We start from the raw sequence: 15,187 nt of genomic DNA on the forward strand, positions 1-15,187 counted from the left end.
CACCGGGGGCTAGACGGGGACCCATGCGATGCCTAGTCTCCCCTCACGCACTGCACGACGACCGGTCGGGCCGGCGTCCGGGAGCACGGGCTCCCCCGACCGACGGAGGTCCGCCTTGACCCCCTCACCCCCTTCCCTCCGCTCCGCCCGCCATGCCCTCCCGGCCACGACGGCGGCCCTGACCCTGGCCCTCACGCTCGCCGGCTGCTCCGGCGGCGGGGGCCCAGCGACGGCGTCCGGCACCACACCCTCCCCTGCGGCGTCCTCCGACACGACGCCGTCCCCGTCGAGCACGTCCGAGACCACCACGCCGTCCGCGGGCGGGCCAGCCTCCGGCACCACGGCGCCGAGCACTCCGGCGCCGGCCTCCGGGAGCGCCACGCAGGGTTCGGGCGGCGGCTCCACCGCCGGTGCCGGGTTCGTGCCCGAGGGCGCCGATCCCGCCAGGAACGGGGCTCTGCCGTTGAGCGAGGGCTTCCTCGCCGCCCTCCCGGAGGCCGCCGTCACGCACCGGGCGGGCAGTCCGACGGAGGACCCCCTGGCCCGGGCCCTGGAGGGCGTCGAGCTGCCCGGCACGCCCACGACGGACGTCAACGTGATCGCCTCCGAGCTGCAGGGCCTCCAGACCCCCGGGGAGGGGGGCGCGGCGATGGGCGGCGAACGCCCCGAGGGCACCCTGCGCCTGATGCTGCTGTGCGACGACCCGGACGCCGGCCCGTCCTCGGTGGGCATCCTCGGGGCGGACGGCTTCGCCGCCTACCAACCCCTGGGGTGGTCGGACCGCTGCGGCGGATACGTCGTCATGGTGCCGGAGTCGGACGCGGAGGACCTGGTGGTGAGCGCCGAGGTCCCCGAGGGCACCCGGTACCGCCTGAGCGTGATCACGGACCACGATCCGGTGGCCGACTGACCCCACCATCCCCGGGGCATCCTCTCCGGCAGGCCCTCCTGGATCCGGCAGGCCCTCCCGGAGCGGGGCCTGCGGACAGGCGGGCGGGGCCGCGTCCCCACGACGCGACCCCGCCCTCCTCCATCCACGGGCCGGCGGCAGGTGCCGGCCCTGGCCGTCAGCGTCCCCACGACGCCCCCGGCCGCCGACCGGGCACCCCTCCCCACGAAGGGCGCCCGGCCGGAGTCTCGTCACACGATCAATGGTCGTGCCCCTCGTGGCCCTCCGAGGGCTCGGCGCCGTGGTCGTGGCCCTCGTGGCCGTCGTCGTCGTGGTCCTCGTCACCGTGCGCGCCCTCCTCGGGCTTCACGGACTCCGGCTGGCCGGTGACCACGGCCATCTCGACCGGGGCGAACTCCAGGTCCTTCTCCAGGACGGTCTCACCGGTCTCCAGGTCGACGGCCACGAGCTTCTGGGCCTCCGCGTCGGTGACGTAGGCGGTGTTCCCGGCCACCTTCAGGATCGGGCCGGGCTCCTGCCACTCGTCCTTCTCCTTCCACGGCTCGATCACCGGGTACTCGGCGGTGACCTCACCGGTCTCCTCGTCGATCACGTTGGCCTCGCCGTCGTAGGTCAGCACGACCGCGGAGCCGTCCTCGGCGCGGCCGAGCGAGCGGAACCAGTAGGACGAGCCGAGGTCCACGGTGGTGAGCTCATCGGTGCGGGTGTCGATGAGGGCGATCTCCGTGGGCCGCTCGACGGCCTCCGTCGGCTCCTCCTCGACCTTGTGATCACCCAGGACGATGGGCGAGTCATGCAGCCCGAACAGGTTCCCGGATCGCTGGTACTCGGTCTCGACGTCCACCTTGTGGAACTCGCCGTCCCGGTACACGACGGGCCCGTTCTCGCAGCCCATCACGACGACGTCGCCCGCCTCCGTCGGCTGGGCCGCGGCCTCGCCGTGGCTGCCGGGGCAGTCGTCGGTCTCGGCCGTGACCTCGCCGGTCTTCGGGTCGATCACCTGGAGCGTGTCCCGGGAGTCCTCGGTGCCCTGCGTGGTGAAGAGGGCGCCGTCGGAGAGCTCGAGCGCCACGCCGTGGTGCGGGTCCTCGGTCTCGGCCTCCGTCATGACGGGCATGAGGTCCGGGGTCGCCTTGTCCAGGTGGGTCGAGTCGAAGGTGCGGATCGCGCCCGTGCCGTCCGCGAAGAGGGTGGTCTTGCCGTTGTGGGTGACGACGTGGCCGGGATGCTCACCCGGGAACGTTACGCCGGTCATGCCGAGCGCGGACTCGTAGTTGTGGAAGTGATCGCCGTGGGCCTTGGCCTGGATGCCGGTGGAGAACACCTCCCAGCCCTTCCCGGTGGTCACCAGGACGTCCTTGCCGTTGCCGGCGTTGCTCAGCCGCGTGAAGCCCGTGATGTCCTGCTCCTTCACCACCTCACCGGACTCGGCGTCGAGCAGCGTGAGCCCGTCCTCGTGCGAGAGCAGGATGCGCAGCGTCACCGCGGAGACCTCGGTGGTCTGGGTCGGGTCGACGCGGTCCTCCTCGGAGACGGAGGAGGCCGCCGTCGCCTCACCCGCCGGTGACTCGGAGCCGCCCGAGGCGGAGGCGGATGCCGACGTCGGGCCGGACGGGGCGGCGTCTGCGCCGCACGCCGTGAGGGCGATGGCCGCGGCGGCGAGGGTGGCGGAGAGGGCGGCGGTGCGCGCGGAACGGCGCTGCGGGGCGGAGTGGGACACGGGGAGCCTTTCACGAGGGCGAGAAGATGCGACTGATTCACAATAAAGACTGTTGCGGATGGTTCGCAATATGGCGGTGGACCCCGCCCCGTCATCCCGGCGGCGCCGACGGCGCGCCCCCGTCGCGGGAACCGGCACGTGACGCCCTCGACGCGGCGACCCGGCTGTTCGAGGTGGGCGGAGCCTCCGCGACGCTGCGCACGCGCGGGCTGGGCCGGCATGGGCGCAATGCGCGGGTGCTCGCCAGCCACAACCCGCTGATCTACCGCGCCCGACTGCTCGGCGACCGGGCCGTCAACGGCACGCCGCTCGAGCGCCACTACCGGCTGGGCGGCTGAGGCGTCGGGCGGTGTGGCGCGCGGCGGAGCCCCTCAGGCCAGGCCGCGCGCCGCATGCCAGGCGGCGATCCGCTCGAGCGCCTCGTGGACGGCGTCCGGGCCAGCGGCGAAGGAGAGGCGGACGGACTCGGGCCCGTGGACGGCGTCGAAGTCGTCGCCGGGGGTCAGCGCGACGCCGGCCTCCTCCAGCAGGGCGGCGCAGTAGCCGACGGCGCTGCCGAACTCCGCCAGCATGCCCGGGGCGAGACGGGCCCAGAGGTAGAAGGCGCCGTCGGCGGGGGCGGCGTCGGCCCAGCCGAGCCGGGGCAGGGTGGCCAGCACGACGCCGCGCGTCGCCGTGAAGCCGCCGGCCTGCTCGGCACAGAACGCGTAGGACTCCTCGCTGAACGCGTGGACGGCCGCCTCCTGGGCGGCAGCGGGCGGGCAGAGGGCGACCGAGCCGGCGAGGCCGTCGACCGCGGCGGCGAGGTCGTCCGGCATGAGCATCCAGCCCAGCCGCCAGCCGGGCATGCCCCAGTACTTGGAGAACGAGCTGACCACGAGCGCGGTGCGGGAGGTGCGCCATGCGCAGGCGCCGGGCCCCTGCCCGTCCGTGTGCACGATGCCGTGGTAGATCTCGTCCGAGACGAGCCGCACACCGTGTTCCTCGCACCAGCGGGCGAGCTCGGCGAGCTCGTCGGCGCTGACCATCGTGCCCGTGGGATTGGCCGGGGAGGCGAGCACGAGCCCCGCGACCGGGCCCTCCGCGAGCGCCGCCTCCAGGTGGGCGACCGTGGGCTGGTAGCGGGTGCCGGCGTCGACGTCCACGTCCGCCACCTCCACCCCGAGCGCCGCGAGGATGTTGCGGTACGCCGGATAGCCGGGGCGCGGCAGGAGCACGCGGTCCCCCGGGGAGAACGCCGCGAGGAAGGCGAGCATGAACGCCCCCGAGGAGCCCGTGGTGATCGCGACCTGCTCGGGGCGGACGTCGAGCCCGTACCAGCGGCGGTAGTGGCCGGCGACGGCGGCCCGCAGCTCCGGCAGGCCCAGCGCCGGGGTGTAGGTGAGGGCACGGCCGGAGGCGTGGACGGCGGCGGCCGCGGCGTCGACGGCGGGAGGGGCGCCCCCGCCCGGCTCCCCCGCGCACAGGCTGACGACGTCGTGGCCGGCGGCGCGCAGCTCGGCGACCCGGCCGAGGATGCTCATCACCGTGAACGGCGGCACCTGCGACCGGGCGGACGGCGCGAAGGCGGGGGTTCCGGTGGGGGCAGGGGCGGCGGTGCTGGCGGGGTCGGCGGTGCTGGAACGGGACGGGCGACGCATGGCCCGAGGCTACCCCCCGCTTTCGTTCGGGAAACGGCGCCCCGGGGACGACTTTCGTTGACGAAACGGGCGGGCGGGCCGCCGTTTCCCGAACGAAAACGTCGCGACACGCCGCCGTTTCGTGAACGAAAACGTCCGGCCCGCCTCGCGCGGCCCTCACTCCTCGGCGCCGAGCATCTCCCGGATGTCCTCGGCGGTGAGGGAGTCGGTGAAGGCGCCGGCTCCGGAGTCGTCGGACTCGTCCATGAGCGCGCCGAACAGCTCGGCCTTGCGCCGCTGCAGCTCGAGCACCTTCTCCTCGATCGTCCCCTCGGACACGAGCCGGTAGACCATCACGGTCCGCTCCTGCCCGATCCGGTGCGCCCGGTCCACGGCCTGCGCCTCCGCAGCGGGGTTCCACCACGGATCCATGAGGAACACGTAGTCCGCCTCGGTCAGGGTCAGGCCGAAGCCGCCCGCCTTCAGGGAGATCAGGAACACCGGCGCCTCGCCCTCGCGGAAGCCGCGGATCACGTCGGCGCGCCCGCGCGTGGAGCCGTCGAGGTACGCGTGCTCGATCTCCAGGTGGTCCAGCTCCTCGGCGATCACCCGCAGGAAGCTCGTGAACTGGCTGAACACGATCACGCGGTGCCCCTCGCCGATCACCTCGGTGAGGTCGTCGAGGAACCGCTCGAGCTTCGAGCTGGGCACGGAGGCGTACTGGTCGTCGACGATCTGCGGCGCCAGCGCGAGCATCCGCAGCAGCGTGAGCGACGTGAAGATGGTGAACCGGTTGCCGTCCATGTCCCCGAGCAGGCCCAACACCTTGCGGCGCTCGCGCTGGAGCACGCGGTCGTAGAGCTTGCGGTGGGCCGGCTCGAGCTCCACCTGGAGGATCTGCTCCTGCTTGGACGGCAGGTCCTTCGCCACGAGCTCCTTGGAGCGGCGCAGCATGAACGGGCGCACGCGGCGGCGCAGGGCCGCCATCCGCTCGGGGTCCCCCCCGGTCTCGATGGGGGTCACGTAGGTCTCGCGGAACCGGCGGTGGCTCGGGAACAGGCCCGGCACGACGACGCCCAGCAGCGCCCACAGGTCGCTGAGGGAGTTCTCCATCGGCGTGCCGGTGATGGCCAGCCGGAAGGGGGCGCGCAGGTCGCGGGCCACCGTGTGCACCTTCGCGGCGCGGTTCTTCAGGAACTGTGCCTCGTCGAAGACCACCCCGCCCCAGTCGAGTCCGCCGTACTGGCCGGCGTCGATCCTCAGGAGCGTGTAGCTGGTGACCACCACGTCCGCCCCCGCCACCTCGTCCGCCACGGCGGTGCCGCGCTTGCGGGTGGTGGTGTCCAGGACGCGCACGTCGAGGTCCGGGGTGAACTTCTCGGCCTCGGCCGCCCACACGGACACCACGGAGCTCGGCGCGACCACGAGGAACGGCGGCCGCTCGGGCCGGGCCTGGCGTGCGTGGGCGAAGAGCGCGAGGGTCTGGACGGTCTTGCCCAGGCCCATGTCGTCGGCCAGGATCCCGCCGAGGTCCTGCTCCCACAGGAACGCGAGCCAGCGCAGGCCCTCCTCCTGGTAGGGGCGCAGGTCGGCCTTCAGGCCGGCGGGGCGCGGGGCCTCGGGGAGGCGCTCGACGGCGGCCAGACGCCCGACGGCGGCGGTCCACTCCGGGTCCTCGTCCACCTCGTCCGCGAGCTCCTTGAGGTCCTCCCAGAAGCCGACCTGGTGCCGTGAGACGGGGGTGTGCTCCGGGGTCCACTCCTGCAGGGTGGCGGCCTCGGAGAGCAGGGCGCGCAGCCGGTCGAAGGCGGGGTGGTCGAGGCCCAGGTAGGAGCCGTCCGAGAGGATCAGCGTGGTCCTGCCCTGCACGAGCGCGGTGAACAGCTCCACGAACGGCAGCACGTGCCCGTCCACGGAGACCTGCACGCCCAGGTCGAACCAGTCGTTCTGCGTGGCCTTCGTGCCGACCTCGATGCGCGGGGCGGCCTTCAGCTCGCGGTAGTCGGGGCGGTCGCCGGTGACGTCCACGCGCACGTGGTCGGCGCGCTGCAGCAGCGGCAGCACCTGTTCGGAGAACCGGGCGGCGCCCACGCCCTCGAGGACCTGCTCCTCGGCGCGGCCGGCGCGCGGCCAGAGCTCGGCCACGGCGCGCAGCACCGCGTCCTCGTGCCGGGTGTCCCGCAGGGGGTCGCCGCCGGCGTCGAGGCCGAGCTCGCGAGGCGGGTCGAAGTAGAGCCAGGACCAGCGCCGCACGAGCTCGTGGTCGGGCCGGAAGTCGGCGCGCAGCCGCAGCACGGGCGGCTCGAACTCGGGCAGCTCCACGGAGGCGTCGCCGCTGGCCACGGGCAGGGCGCCACGCAGCCGCGGGTAGATCCGGCCGAGGAACTCCTCGCGGTCCGCGGCGGGCACCCGCACGGGCCCGCCGGCGAGCACGAGCTGCTGCACGGCCTCGGGGACGGGGCGTGCGGCGGGGATCAGGTGGAGCACGGCCTCCTCGTCCGTGAGCTCCACGCGGTAGAAGCCGATGCCGCCCACGGCGTGCACACCGCTCAGCCCGGGGCCGGGCGGGGCCGGGTCCAGGGCCGGGGCCACGTCCAGGCCGCCGTCGGGGGCGCGGGTGACGTCCAGCCCGACGGCGGCGGGCGCCTCCAGCACCACGTCCGTCAGCAACCCCAGCGGCACGAGCTCCACCCCGACCTCGCGGGCCTCCGCGAGCAGCTGCCAGATCCGCGGGGAGTCGAAGACGTGCAGACCGAACCAGGCGTCGCCCGGGTACGAGTCCTCGGCCTGGACCTGACGCCAGATCAGGCGCATCGCCCGCTCCTGGGCGGGGGCGAACTCGGCGCGCGGGAACTGGAACGCCTTCCACGTCAGCCCGCCCTTGATCCACGTCCCCTTGGCCCCGCGCTTGAGCGGGCGCACGGTCACGTACAGCGGACGGCCCTCGCGCACCTGCTCCTCCCCGGCCGTCGCCGGACCCCACTGCTGGAACGCGTTGCGGGAGGACTCGGCCACGAGCTCCACGCCGATCGCCAGCGCGGGCGGCGTGCCCAGCCGGTGCGGACCGTCGAGCCCGGCCAGCGGCTCCATGACCCGTCGCCAGTCCAGGCCGGCAGCGGGTGGGGGCGCCGCCCCGTCCGCGGCCGGGGCGTCGAGGCCGGCCGGGCCGCCGTCGTCGTGGCCCCGTCCGGCGGGCGCGGGCAGCGCGTCCGCCGTGGTGACCATCTCGGCGAGCTTGCGGCGGGCGTCGTCGAGGGCCTGGTCGGCGTCGAGGCGGACCACCTGGTAGAGCGCGGCGGCCACGTGCTTGCAGTCCGTCCCGACCGGGCACGTGCAGCGCCCGCCCACCGGCTCCATGAGGGCGCCGGCACCGTCCTCGGCGGCGTCGTCATAGGCCTCCTGCAGCTGCACCTGCACCCGGTAGGGGCTGGGCGCGGTGCCCTGGACGGAGGCGCTCAGGCGGCCGGTGGCGGCGTCGTAGCGCAGGCGCCCCACGGCGCCCGACGCGGCCACGGCGAAGCCGCGGTCCGCACTGGTGGGCCCGACGACGGCGCGGATGGCCTCGGTGCGCAGGTGCGGCAGGACGTCTCCGGAATCTGCAGTGGCCATAGCGAGCAGTCTTTCACGGACCGTGCCGGGCCCGCTCCGACCGACGCAGGTCCGGCGGCGTGCCCACTCACGGGCCCCGGGTCCGCACACCTGAGACCTTCAGCCCGACCCGCCCCGGACCCTAGAGTGCGCCCATGGCGTCCACACAGCCCTCCCCCGTCCCCGCCGGTGCCACGCCGGCGTCCCACACCTCCCCCCTCGGCCTGTCCCTGCCGGACGGCCGGGGCCGTCGCGTCCTCGTCACCGGTGCCACCGGTTACGTGGGCGGGCGCCTCATCCCCGAGCTGCTCGCCGCCGGCTTCGACGTCCGGGCCGGCGCCCGGAACCCCTCCGTCCTCGCGGACCGACCGTGGTCGGACAGCATCGAGGCGGTGGAGCTCGACCTCACCGAGGCGGACCTCGTCGAAGCCGCCATGCAGGACGTGCACACCGTGCTCTACCTCGTGCACTCCATGGGCGGGGGCGGCGACTTCGTGGCCCAGGAGCAGCGGATCGCGGACATCGTGGGCACCGCCGCGGACACGGCCGGCGTGGCCCAGCTCGTCTATCTCTCCGGCCTGCACCCGGACACGGTCCCCGTCGCGGAGCTGTCCGACCACATGCGCTCCCGCGCCCTCGTGGCCGAGCGTCTCGAGCGGGCGGCGACCCCGGCGCTGACGTTCGAGGCCGGGGTGATCATCGGCTCGGGCTCCACCTCGTTCGAGATGATCCGCCATCTCGCCGAGCGGCTGCCCGTGATGCCCGGCCCGTCCTGGCTGAGGAACCGGGTGGAGCCGCTGGCCATCCGCGACGTCCTGTACTACCTCCTGCAGGCCTGCGCCCTCCCGGAGCCCGTGCAGCTGAGGGCCCAGATCGGCAACGGACACCCCCAGTCGTTCGCGAGCGTGCTGGTGGACTACGCCAAGGCCGCCGGCCTGTCCCGACGCATCGTGATCCCCACCCCGTTGCCCTTGAAGACCCTGGCGGGCTTCTGGATCGGCATGGTGACCCCCATCCCGGTCGCGGTGGCCCTGCCCCTGGCCGCATCCCTCGCCGAGGAGGCGGTCGTGGAGGACCGCTCGGTCCGCGACCTCATCCCGGACCCGCCGGGCGGGCTGACCTCCTACATGGACGCCGTGCGGCTGGCGCTGAAGCGGGAGAAGGAGGGTCCCCTGGACGTCACCTTCGACGCGGACCTCCAGAGCTCCGCGGACCCGGCCGCCCCCCTGCCCTCGGATCCCGAGTGGGCCGGCACCACGGTCTACACGGACGAGCGCGAGCGCGAGTCCGACCTGCCCGCGCAGGAGGTGTGGCCGGTGATCGAGTCGGTGGGCGGCGCCAACGGTTGGTATTCCACCCCGCTGCTGTGGAAGATCCGCGGGCTGATGGACAAGTTGGCCGGCGGGCCCGGCCTGACCCGCGGCCGGCGGGACCCGGACCACCTGCGACGCGGCGACGCCGTGGACTGGTGGCGGGTGGAGGACGTGGAGCCGGGGCGGCGGCTGACCCTGCGGGCGGAGATGAAGGCCGGCGGGCGGGCCTGGCTGCAGCTGAGCACCGAGCCGCGGGAGGGCGGAGGCTCCGTCTACCGCCAGCGGGCGGTCTTCATGCCGGACGGCCTGCTCGGACGCGCCTACTGGACCGCCATCCTGCCCTTCCACGCCGTGGTGTTCCCGGAGATGGCCGCGAACATCCTGGCCGAGGCCCAGCGCCGGCACGACGGCGGCGAGCGTCCCCGCACCCGCGGCCTGCTGCGGCCGCTGGTGGACCGGCTGCCCCTGCGTCGCAACCCGTTGGACAGGCGAGCCCGCGGCGCCGGCGGTGCTCAGTCGCGGGACTGACCGTCGGGGCCACGCCCCCAGCGGGGCCGGGGGCGTGCCCGGGCCGCCCGGCGCAGCCACCGCCGCCCGGGGGACAGCCGAGCCCAGTTGACCTGCAGGGTGGTGACGGCCATCCGGCCCTGCCGCACCCGCTGGCGCAGGGAGTGGAAGATGCGCCCGGCGACCTCCACCCGCAGGTCCGGATCGAACCGGATCCGGCGGCCGGCCAGGGCCAGCTGGAAGGACAGGTCCAGGTCATCGTGCACGTCCCCGCGCTCGCGGTGGACGCGGGTCCGCACAGCCTGCCACGCCTCGGCGCGCAGGGCGCAGTTGGAGCCCCAGACGGGGGTGGCCGCCACCGCGGCGCCCGCCCCCCAGCGGTACGCGCCGGTGTAGAGCGCCGCCCGCACCTGTCCCCGGAGGCCGGGCTGGTCGTGGAAGGTCCCCGGCCCGGTGAGGGCGTCGAGCCCGGGGTCGGCGTCGAACCGGGCCACGATCCGTTCGAGCCAGTCCGCGGGCATCCGCGTGTCGGCGTCGCAGCGCACCAGCAGCTCCCCGACCGCGGCGTCCAGGCCGGCGGCCGCCGCGGCCGGGACCCCGCGGCGCGGCTCGTGCACCACCCGCGCGCCGGCGGCGCGGGCGAGCATCGCCGAGTCGTCCACGCAGCCGTTGTCCACCACCACCACCTCCAGCGCCGGCCGGCTCTGGGCGGCCAGCAGGGCGAGGCACACGCGCAGGTGCTCGGCGTCATCGAGCACCGGGACGACCACGGAGACCGTGGGGCGGGCCGGGGTCACCGGGTGCGCTCCCGGCGCACGGCGAGGGCGGCGCCGACCCCGGCGCCGACGAGGTCGGCGGCGAGGTCGCCGATGGTGTCCGTGTAGCCCACACCGATCTCGGGGGTCACCGCCGTGTGCCCCCACCATTCGGCCAGCTCCCACACCACGCCCAGGGCCACGGCGGCGGCCGCGATCCCCAGCCCGGCCAGGCCCGGGCCGAGCAGCGCCACGGCCTGCCCGGCCTCGGTCCCCCGACGCCGGAGCCACGCCCCCACCACCAGTGCCGTCAGACAGGCGACCACGGCGGAGGCGGCGGCGTGCACGAGCAGGTCCAGCCACGGCACCCGCGGGTAGAGGCCGATGACGCTCAGCCACCCGGCCAGCAGCAGGACCGCCTGCGCGGCCCAGTCCAGGGCGCCGCCCGGGGCGAGCCAGCGGGTGAGCCACTGGGAGCCGAACACGAGCAGCATCGCCGCCGCGGACGGCCATCCGGCGTGCACAGCCGCGACCGGGACGAGGATCAGGCCGAGCGCGCGCAGCAGGTCTGCGGGGATCAACGGCAGCATGTCAGCGATCGTCCGGGTGGGGGCGGCGTCCCGGCCGACGGCCGCGCCGATCGGCACGACGGCTCGTCAGCAGCAGCCAGAGCGCCGGCAGCAGCAGGGCGGAGCCGAGCGGGTAGGCGAAGTCCTCCACGGGCGCCTGGCCCACGTAGGCACCCACCAGCAGCTCATGGCCGTAGTCGAAGAGCCCCGCGGCGATCATCACGTTGTCGAAGACCGCCGTGAGGGCCCACAGGGCCACCAGGGTGGCCGCCACGGCCCGCAGGTGCTCGCCCCGCACGCGGCCGACGAGGGCGGCGCCCACGAGCACGGCCAGGGCGAAGCCCACGAAGACGAGGACGAGGTCGAGGAAGGTCACCGGCTGCCCCCGTCGGTCGGATCGGCCGGCGTCGCGGCACGGGCGTCACCTCGCCGGCCGCGCAGCAGGCGCAGCGCCCCGGTGAACAGCACCATCGTGATCTGGCTGAGGAAGAGCAGGAAGAACCCCTCCTCCAGGGGCAGCTGGGGGGCGAGCATCACCCCGGTCATGTAGGGCGACTGCCGGTGCAGGAACACGCCTTCGGCGATCCCCCACAGGTCCCAGGCGAAGAAGTAGGCCACCCCGGCGGCCAGCACCAGCAGCGCCGGGAGCGGGCGATGCCACAGGAACAGCTCGAAGCGCCGGTCCACCAGCAGCATGCAGCCGATGACACCCAGCAGGGCCAGCAGGTAGATCATGCCGCCGCCCCCCGGGTCAGCGCCCACCCGATCAGCAGCAGGGTCACGAGGAAGCCGGTCACGTAGTTCAGCGGAAGGAACAGCTGCCAGCCGCGGTGGGCCGCGCCCGAGGTGGCGTCCGTGATGCGGCGGAAGCGCAGGGTGTTCACCACGTAGGGCACGGCCAGCAGCGCCGCGAGCGGGCCCGGCGGGTCGGTGGCCAGCAGCAGCAGGCCCGCCGCCGCGTACAGGCCGGCGGCGAGCAGGACGGTGCGCCGAGCGCCCAGCACGGTGGCCACCGAGGCCAGGCCCCCCTCCCGGTCCGGCACCACGTCCTGCACCGCCCCGAACATCTGCGAGGCCATGCCCCACAGGAAGAAGGCCCCCAGCAGCGCCGCCAGGGCGGGCGTGGGGGTCGCCCCGGCCAGCACGAGGCCGTAGACCGCGGGGGAGACGAAGTGGGTGGCGGAGGTCGCGGCGTCCAGGAAGGGCCGCTCCTTGAACCGCAGCCCCGCCCAGGAGTACGCCACCACCGCGAACAGGCTCACCGCCAGCACCAGCACGGCGGCCCACTCGCCCCGCACGGCGGACCAGCCCGCGAGCACGGCCACGAACGGCACGGGCAGCAGCACCGACCACGCCAGCACCCGGCGGCGCACCGCGGGGTCGCCCAGCACGGAGCCCTCCACACCCCCCTTGCGGGGGTTGCGCAGGTCCGAGGCGAAGTCGAACACGTCATTGATGCCGTACATGGCCAGGTTGTAGGGCACCAGGAAGAACACGACGCCCAGGACCACCAGCCACGCGGGCAGCCCCCCGGTCAGGATCGCGGCGGCGGCGAACGGGTAGGCCGTGTTCACCCAGCTGACCGGCCGGGACGCCCAGAAGAGGGTGCGGATCATGTGCCGCTCCCCCCGGGGCCCGCGGGCCGGGCCCTGCGCGCGTCGTGGCGCAGTTCGTCCCGGACCACTTCGGCGGAGATCAGGCACATGGGCACCCCGATTCCCGGGCGCACCGAGGAGCCCGCGTACATCAGGCCGGCCACGTCCGCGTCCCGCACCGAGGGGCGGAACATGGCCGACTGCGCCAGCGTGTGCCCGGGGCCCAGCAGCGAACCCCGCCAGGCGTGCACGTCCGCGGCGAAGTCACCGGGCCCGTAGGTGCGCCGCACCACGATGCGCTCGGCCAGGTCGGGGATCCCGGCCCAGCGGGCCAGCTGATCGAGGGCCCGGTCCGCCACGGCCTCCACCTGGGCGTCCCCGGCGCGGTCCACCCGCCAGCTCTGGCCGTCACGGACCCGGATGCCGCCGCGCCCCCACCCCGGCTCGGCGGGGGCCGGGACGAGGATGAAGAGGTTCTCGTCGCCCTCCGGGGCCACGCCCGGGTCCGTGGCGGAGGTGCGCGAGACGTAGATCGACGTGTCCGCGGCGAGGTCCTCCCCCCGCTCGATGCGCCCGAAGTTGTCCTCCCAGTCCGCCGTGAACAGCAGGGTGTGGTGGGCCAGCTGGGGCAGGGATCCGCGCACCCCCACGCACACGAGCACGCCGGAGGGACCGGGGTCGCGCCGGTCCCACGTGGACTCCGCGACGCGCCGGCCGGGAGGCAGCAGACGGGTCTGCACGTGGTGCAGGTCCGCGGCGGCCACCACCACATCGGCGTCGAGGCGTCCCGCGGCGCCGTCGTCGGACCGCCAGGCGACGCCGGTCACCTGGCCCGGGCGGCGACGTCGGCCCTCGTCCCCGCGGGCTGCTCCCGGCCTGGGCAGGCGGGCGGCCAGGCGTCCGAGGCGGCCGGCGGGGGCGGGACGGTCCACGACCTCCACGGCGGTCGCCTCGACCCCGGTGCGGATCTCCACACCGGCCTCACGCACGACCTCCGCCATGGCGTCCACGAGGGCCGCGAACCCGCCGAGGGGGTACTGCACGCCGTCGGCGAGGTCCAGATGGGACATCAGGTGGTACATGGCGGGGGCACGGTCGGGGGACGTGCCGAGGAAGACCGCCGGGTAGCCCAGGATCTGGCGCAGCCGGGGATCCTGGAAGCGGGCCGCCACGTGGGAGCGCAGGCCCCCCAGCAGCTGGGGCCCGAGGGCCGGCAGGGCGCGCAGGACGTCCGGGTGGGCCAGGGCGGCCGGCCGGCGGAAGTCCGTGTAGAGGAAGTGCTCCTTGGCGAGCCCGTAGATCCGGGACGCGGAGTCGAGGTAGGCCCGCAGCCGGCGCCCGGCGCCGGGCTCGAGGGACTCGAACAGCGTCTCCGCGTGGCCGGTGCGCACGTCCACGGGGGGCTCGTGGAGGTGCCCCTCGAAGTACACCCGGTAGCCGGGGTCCAGACGGCGCAGGTCCAGCCGTTCGGCGGCGGAGGTCCCCATGAGGCGGAACCAGCGGTCGATCACCTCGGGCATCAGGTACCAGGAGGGCCCGGTGTCGAAGGTGAACCCCGCCTCAGACCAGCGTCCGGCACGGCCGCCCAGGACGGCGCCGCGCTCCAGCAGCGTCACCCGGTGCCCGTCGCGGGCCAACAGGCCCGCCGTGGCCAGTCCGGCGAAACCGCCGCCCACCACCACGGTGCGCGGGCCGAGAGCGGTGTCCCGGGCGCTCATCGGCGGCCTCCCCGGCGGCCCCGTGCCAGGACGCGGGCGGCGATCCGGGCCTTCTGATGGTCCGGCACCCGGACACGGCGGTGGGCCAGCTCGGCCGCCGGGGTCGCCTCGATCCGGTCCACCAGGGCCGCGAACAGTCCGTGCGCCAGGGCCACGGCGCGCCCGGCCCCGGGGTCCAGGGCACGGATGCCGGGCAGGGCGGCGTCGAGGTCGGCGCGGACCTCGGCCACGAGCTCGGCCTTGCGGGCCTCGGTGAGCACGCCCGGTGCGGCACCGGGCAGGTAGGTGCGGCCCAGCTCGTGGTGGTCCGCGGCCAGGTCCCTGAGGAAGTTGACCTTCTGGAACGCCGCCCCCAGCCGGGAGGCCTGCGCGCGCAGCTCCTGCCGCTGGCCCGGGGTCCGGGCCCGCGTGCCGGGGAGGGAGAGGAAGACCTGCAGGCACATCAGCCCCACCACCTCGGCCGAGCCGTGGATGTAGGCGTCCAGGGACTCGGCGCCGTGCTCGCGGATCCCCAGGTCCGCGCGCATGGAGGCGAAGAAGGGACGGGTCAGCTCCGGGGTGATGCCGTGGCGACGGGCCACGTCGGCGAAGGCGTGCAGGACCGGGTCGGTGGCGAAGCCCGACGCCATCGCGGCCTCACACGCCCGCTCGTAGTCGTCCAGGGCGGCGCGGACCCCGGCCTCGTCGAGCCCGGCGGCCACCGCGACGCCGTCGACCACCTCGTCGGCGACGCGGACCATGGCGTAGATCGTGGCCACGTCCTGGCGTGCCTGCCGGGGCAGGGTGCGGCAGGCCCAGGAGAAGGACGTGGAGTAGCGGCGGATCACCTGGGCCGCTGCGGTGTGGGCCGTCCGCGTGTACAGCGCGGCAGGGCTCGGGGTGGGCGCGGCCAT

General features: G+C 74.9%; 12 protein-coding genes and 1 pseudogene. 3 read left to right on the plus strand and 10 right to left on the minus strand.

Features of this window, described 5'->3' with window-relative positions; all coding sequences use genetic code 11:
• Positions 1-463: 463 nt before the first annotated feature.
• A complete protein-coding gene (locus tag AUV08_RS08135; RefSeq protein WP_049145741.1) occupies positions 464-910 on the plus strand; it encodes a hypothetical protein in 447 nt (148 codons plus the stop codon).
• A 238-nt stretch (positions 911-1,148) separates the two neighbouring features.
• On the opposite strand, the gene AUV08_RS08140 is transcribed toward AUV08_RS08135, so the two are convergent.
• On the minus strand, positions 1,149-2,630 hold the full coding sequence (locus AUV08_RS08140; RefSeq protein ID WP_061866795.1) for a hypothetical protein: 1,482 nt from the start codon (positions 2,628-2,630) through the stop codon (positions 1,149-1,151).
• A 134-nt stretch (positions 2,631-2,764) separates the two neighbouring features.
• Between AUV08_RS08140 and AUV08_RS11810 the strand changes: the two are divergent.
• A pseudogene (locus tag AUV08_RS11810) lies at positions 2,765-2,968 on the plus strand (acyl-CoA dehydrogenase); the annotation flags it as partial.
• Between the two features lie 33 nt (positions 2,969-3,001).
• Here the strand turns inward: AUV08_RS11810 and AUV08_RS08145 are convergent.
• Positions 3,002-4,270: an aminotransferase class I/II-fold pyridoxal phosphate-dependent enzyme gene (locus AUV08_RS08145; RefSeq protein ID WP_061866794.1), complete on the minus strand. Its 1,269-nt coding sequence runs from the start codon at positions 4,268-4,270 to the stop codon at positions 3,002-3,004.
• Positions 4,271-4,426: 156 nt separating this feature from the next.
• Positions 4,427-7,858 (minus strand): SNF2-related protein, encoded by a 3,432-nt coding sequence (locus AUV08_RS08150; protein WP_061873181.1) that lies wholly within the window; start codon positions 7,856-7,858, stop codon positions 4,427-4,429.
• Positions 7,859-7,992: 134 nt separating this feature from the next.
• On the opposite strand from AUV08_RS08150, the gene AUV08_RS08155 reads away from it, so the two are divergent.
• Complete coding sequence (locus tag AUV08_RS08155; protein ID WP_061866792.1) at positions 7,993-9,678, plus strand: SDR family oxidoreductase; 1,686 nt, start codon at positions 7,993-7,995, stop codon at positions 9,676-9,678.
• Here the strand turns inward: AUV08_RS08155 and crtX are convergent.
• Genes crtX through AUV08_RS08190 form a run of 7 tightly spaced genes read right to left on the minus strand, consistent with a single transcriptional unit; the run spans position 9,663 to position 15,187 of the window.
• Positions 9,663-10,454, minus strand: a complete 792-nt coding sequence (gene crtX / locus AUV08_RS08160; RefSeq protein ID WP_061866791.1) for a C50 carotenoid glucosyltransferase CrtX — start codon at positions 10,452-10,454, stop codon at positions 9,663-9,665. The genes AUV08_RS08155 and crtX overlap by 16 nt on opposite strands.
• Positions 10,451-11,002: a hypothetical protein gene (locus AUV08_RS08165; RefSeq protein ID WP_197459295.1), complete on the minus strand. Its 552-nt coding sequence runs from the start codon at positions 11,000-11,002 to the stop codon at positions 10,451-10,453. The genes crtX and AUV08_RS08165 overlap by 4 nt, the downstream gene beginning before the upstream one ends.
• 1 nt (position 11,003) lies before the next feature.
• A complete protein-coding gene (gene crtYh / locus AUV08_RS08170) occupies positions 11,004-11,357 on the minus strand; it encodes a C50 carotenoid gamma-cyclase subunit beta CrtYh (protein ID WP_010079998.1) in 354 nt (117 codons plus the stop codon).
• A complete protein-coding gene (gene crtYg / locus AUV08_RS08175; RefSeq protein WP_036314902.1) occupies positions 11,354-11,743 on the minus strand; it encodes a C50 carotenoid gamma-cyclase subunit alpha CrtYg in 390 nt (129 codons plus the stop codon). The genes crtYh and crtYg overlap by 4 nt, the downstream gene beginning before the upstream one ends.
• Complete coding sequence (locus AUV08_RS08180; RefSeq protein WP_060775176.1) at positions 11,713-12,597, minus strand: prenyltransferase; 885 nt, start codon at positions 12,595-12,597, stop codon at positions 11,713-11,715. Before AUV08_RS08180 ends, crtYg begins: the two co-directional genes overlap by 31 nt.
• Positions 12,594-14,294: a phytoene desaturase family protein gene (crtI, locus tag AUV08_RS08185; RefSeq protein ID WP_061866789.1), complete on the minus strand. Its 1,701-nt coding sequence runs from the start codon at positions 14,292-14,294 to the stop codon at positions 12,594-12,596. The genes AUV08_RS08180 and crtI overlap by 4 nt, the downstream gene beginning before the upstream one ends.
• Complete coding sequence (locus AUV08_RS08190; RefSeq protein ID WP_061866788.1) at positions 14,291-15,187, minus strand: squalene/phytoene synthase family protein; 897 nt, start codon at positions 15,185-15,187, stop codon at positions 14,291-14,293. Before AUV08_RS08190 ends, crtI begins: the two co-directional genes overlap by 4 nt.

Source organism: Micrococcus sp. CH7, from assembly GCF_001595485.1.
GTDB lineage: Bacteria > Actinomycetota > Actinomycetes > Actinomycetales > Micrococcaceae > Micrococcus > Micrococcus luteus.

Coding starts and splice junctions, on each gene's coding strand:
- AUV08_RS08145 (WP_061866794.1), bottom strand. CDS start 4,270: ATGCGTCGCCCGTCCCGTTCCAGCACCGCCGACCCCGCCAGCACCGCC.
- AUV08_RS08150 (WP_061873181.1), bottom strand. CDS start 7,858: ATGGCCACTGCAGATTCCGGAGACGTCCTGCCGCACCTGCGCACCGAG.
- AUV08_RS08155 (WP_061866792.1), top strand. CDS start 7,993: ATGGCGTCCACACAGCCCTCCCCCGTCCCCGCCGGTGCCACGCCGGCG.
- AUV08_RS08165 (WP_197459295.1), bottom strand. CDS start 11,002: ATGCTGCCGTTGATCCCCGCAGACCTGCTGCGCGCGCTCGGCCTGATC.
- AUV08_RS08180 (WP_060775176.1), bottom strand. CDS start 12,597: ATGATCCGCACCCTCTTCTGGGCGTCCCGGCCGGTCAGCTGGGTGAAC.
- crtI (WP_061866789.1), bottom strand. CDS start 14,294: ATGAGCGCCCGGGACACCGCTCTCGGCCCGCGCACCGTGGTGGTGGGC.
- AUV08_RS08190 (WP_061866788.1), bottom strand. CDS start 15,187: ATGGCCGCGCCCACCCCGAGCCCTGCCGCGCTGTACACGCGGACGGCC.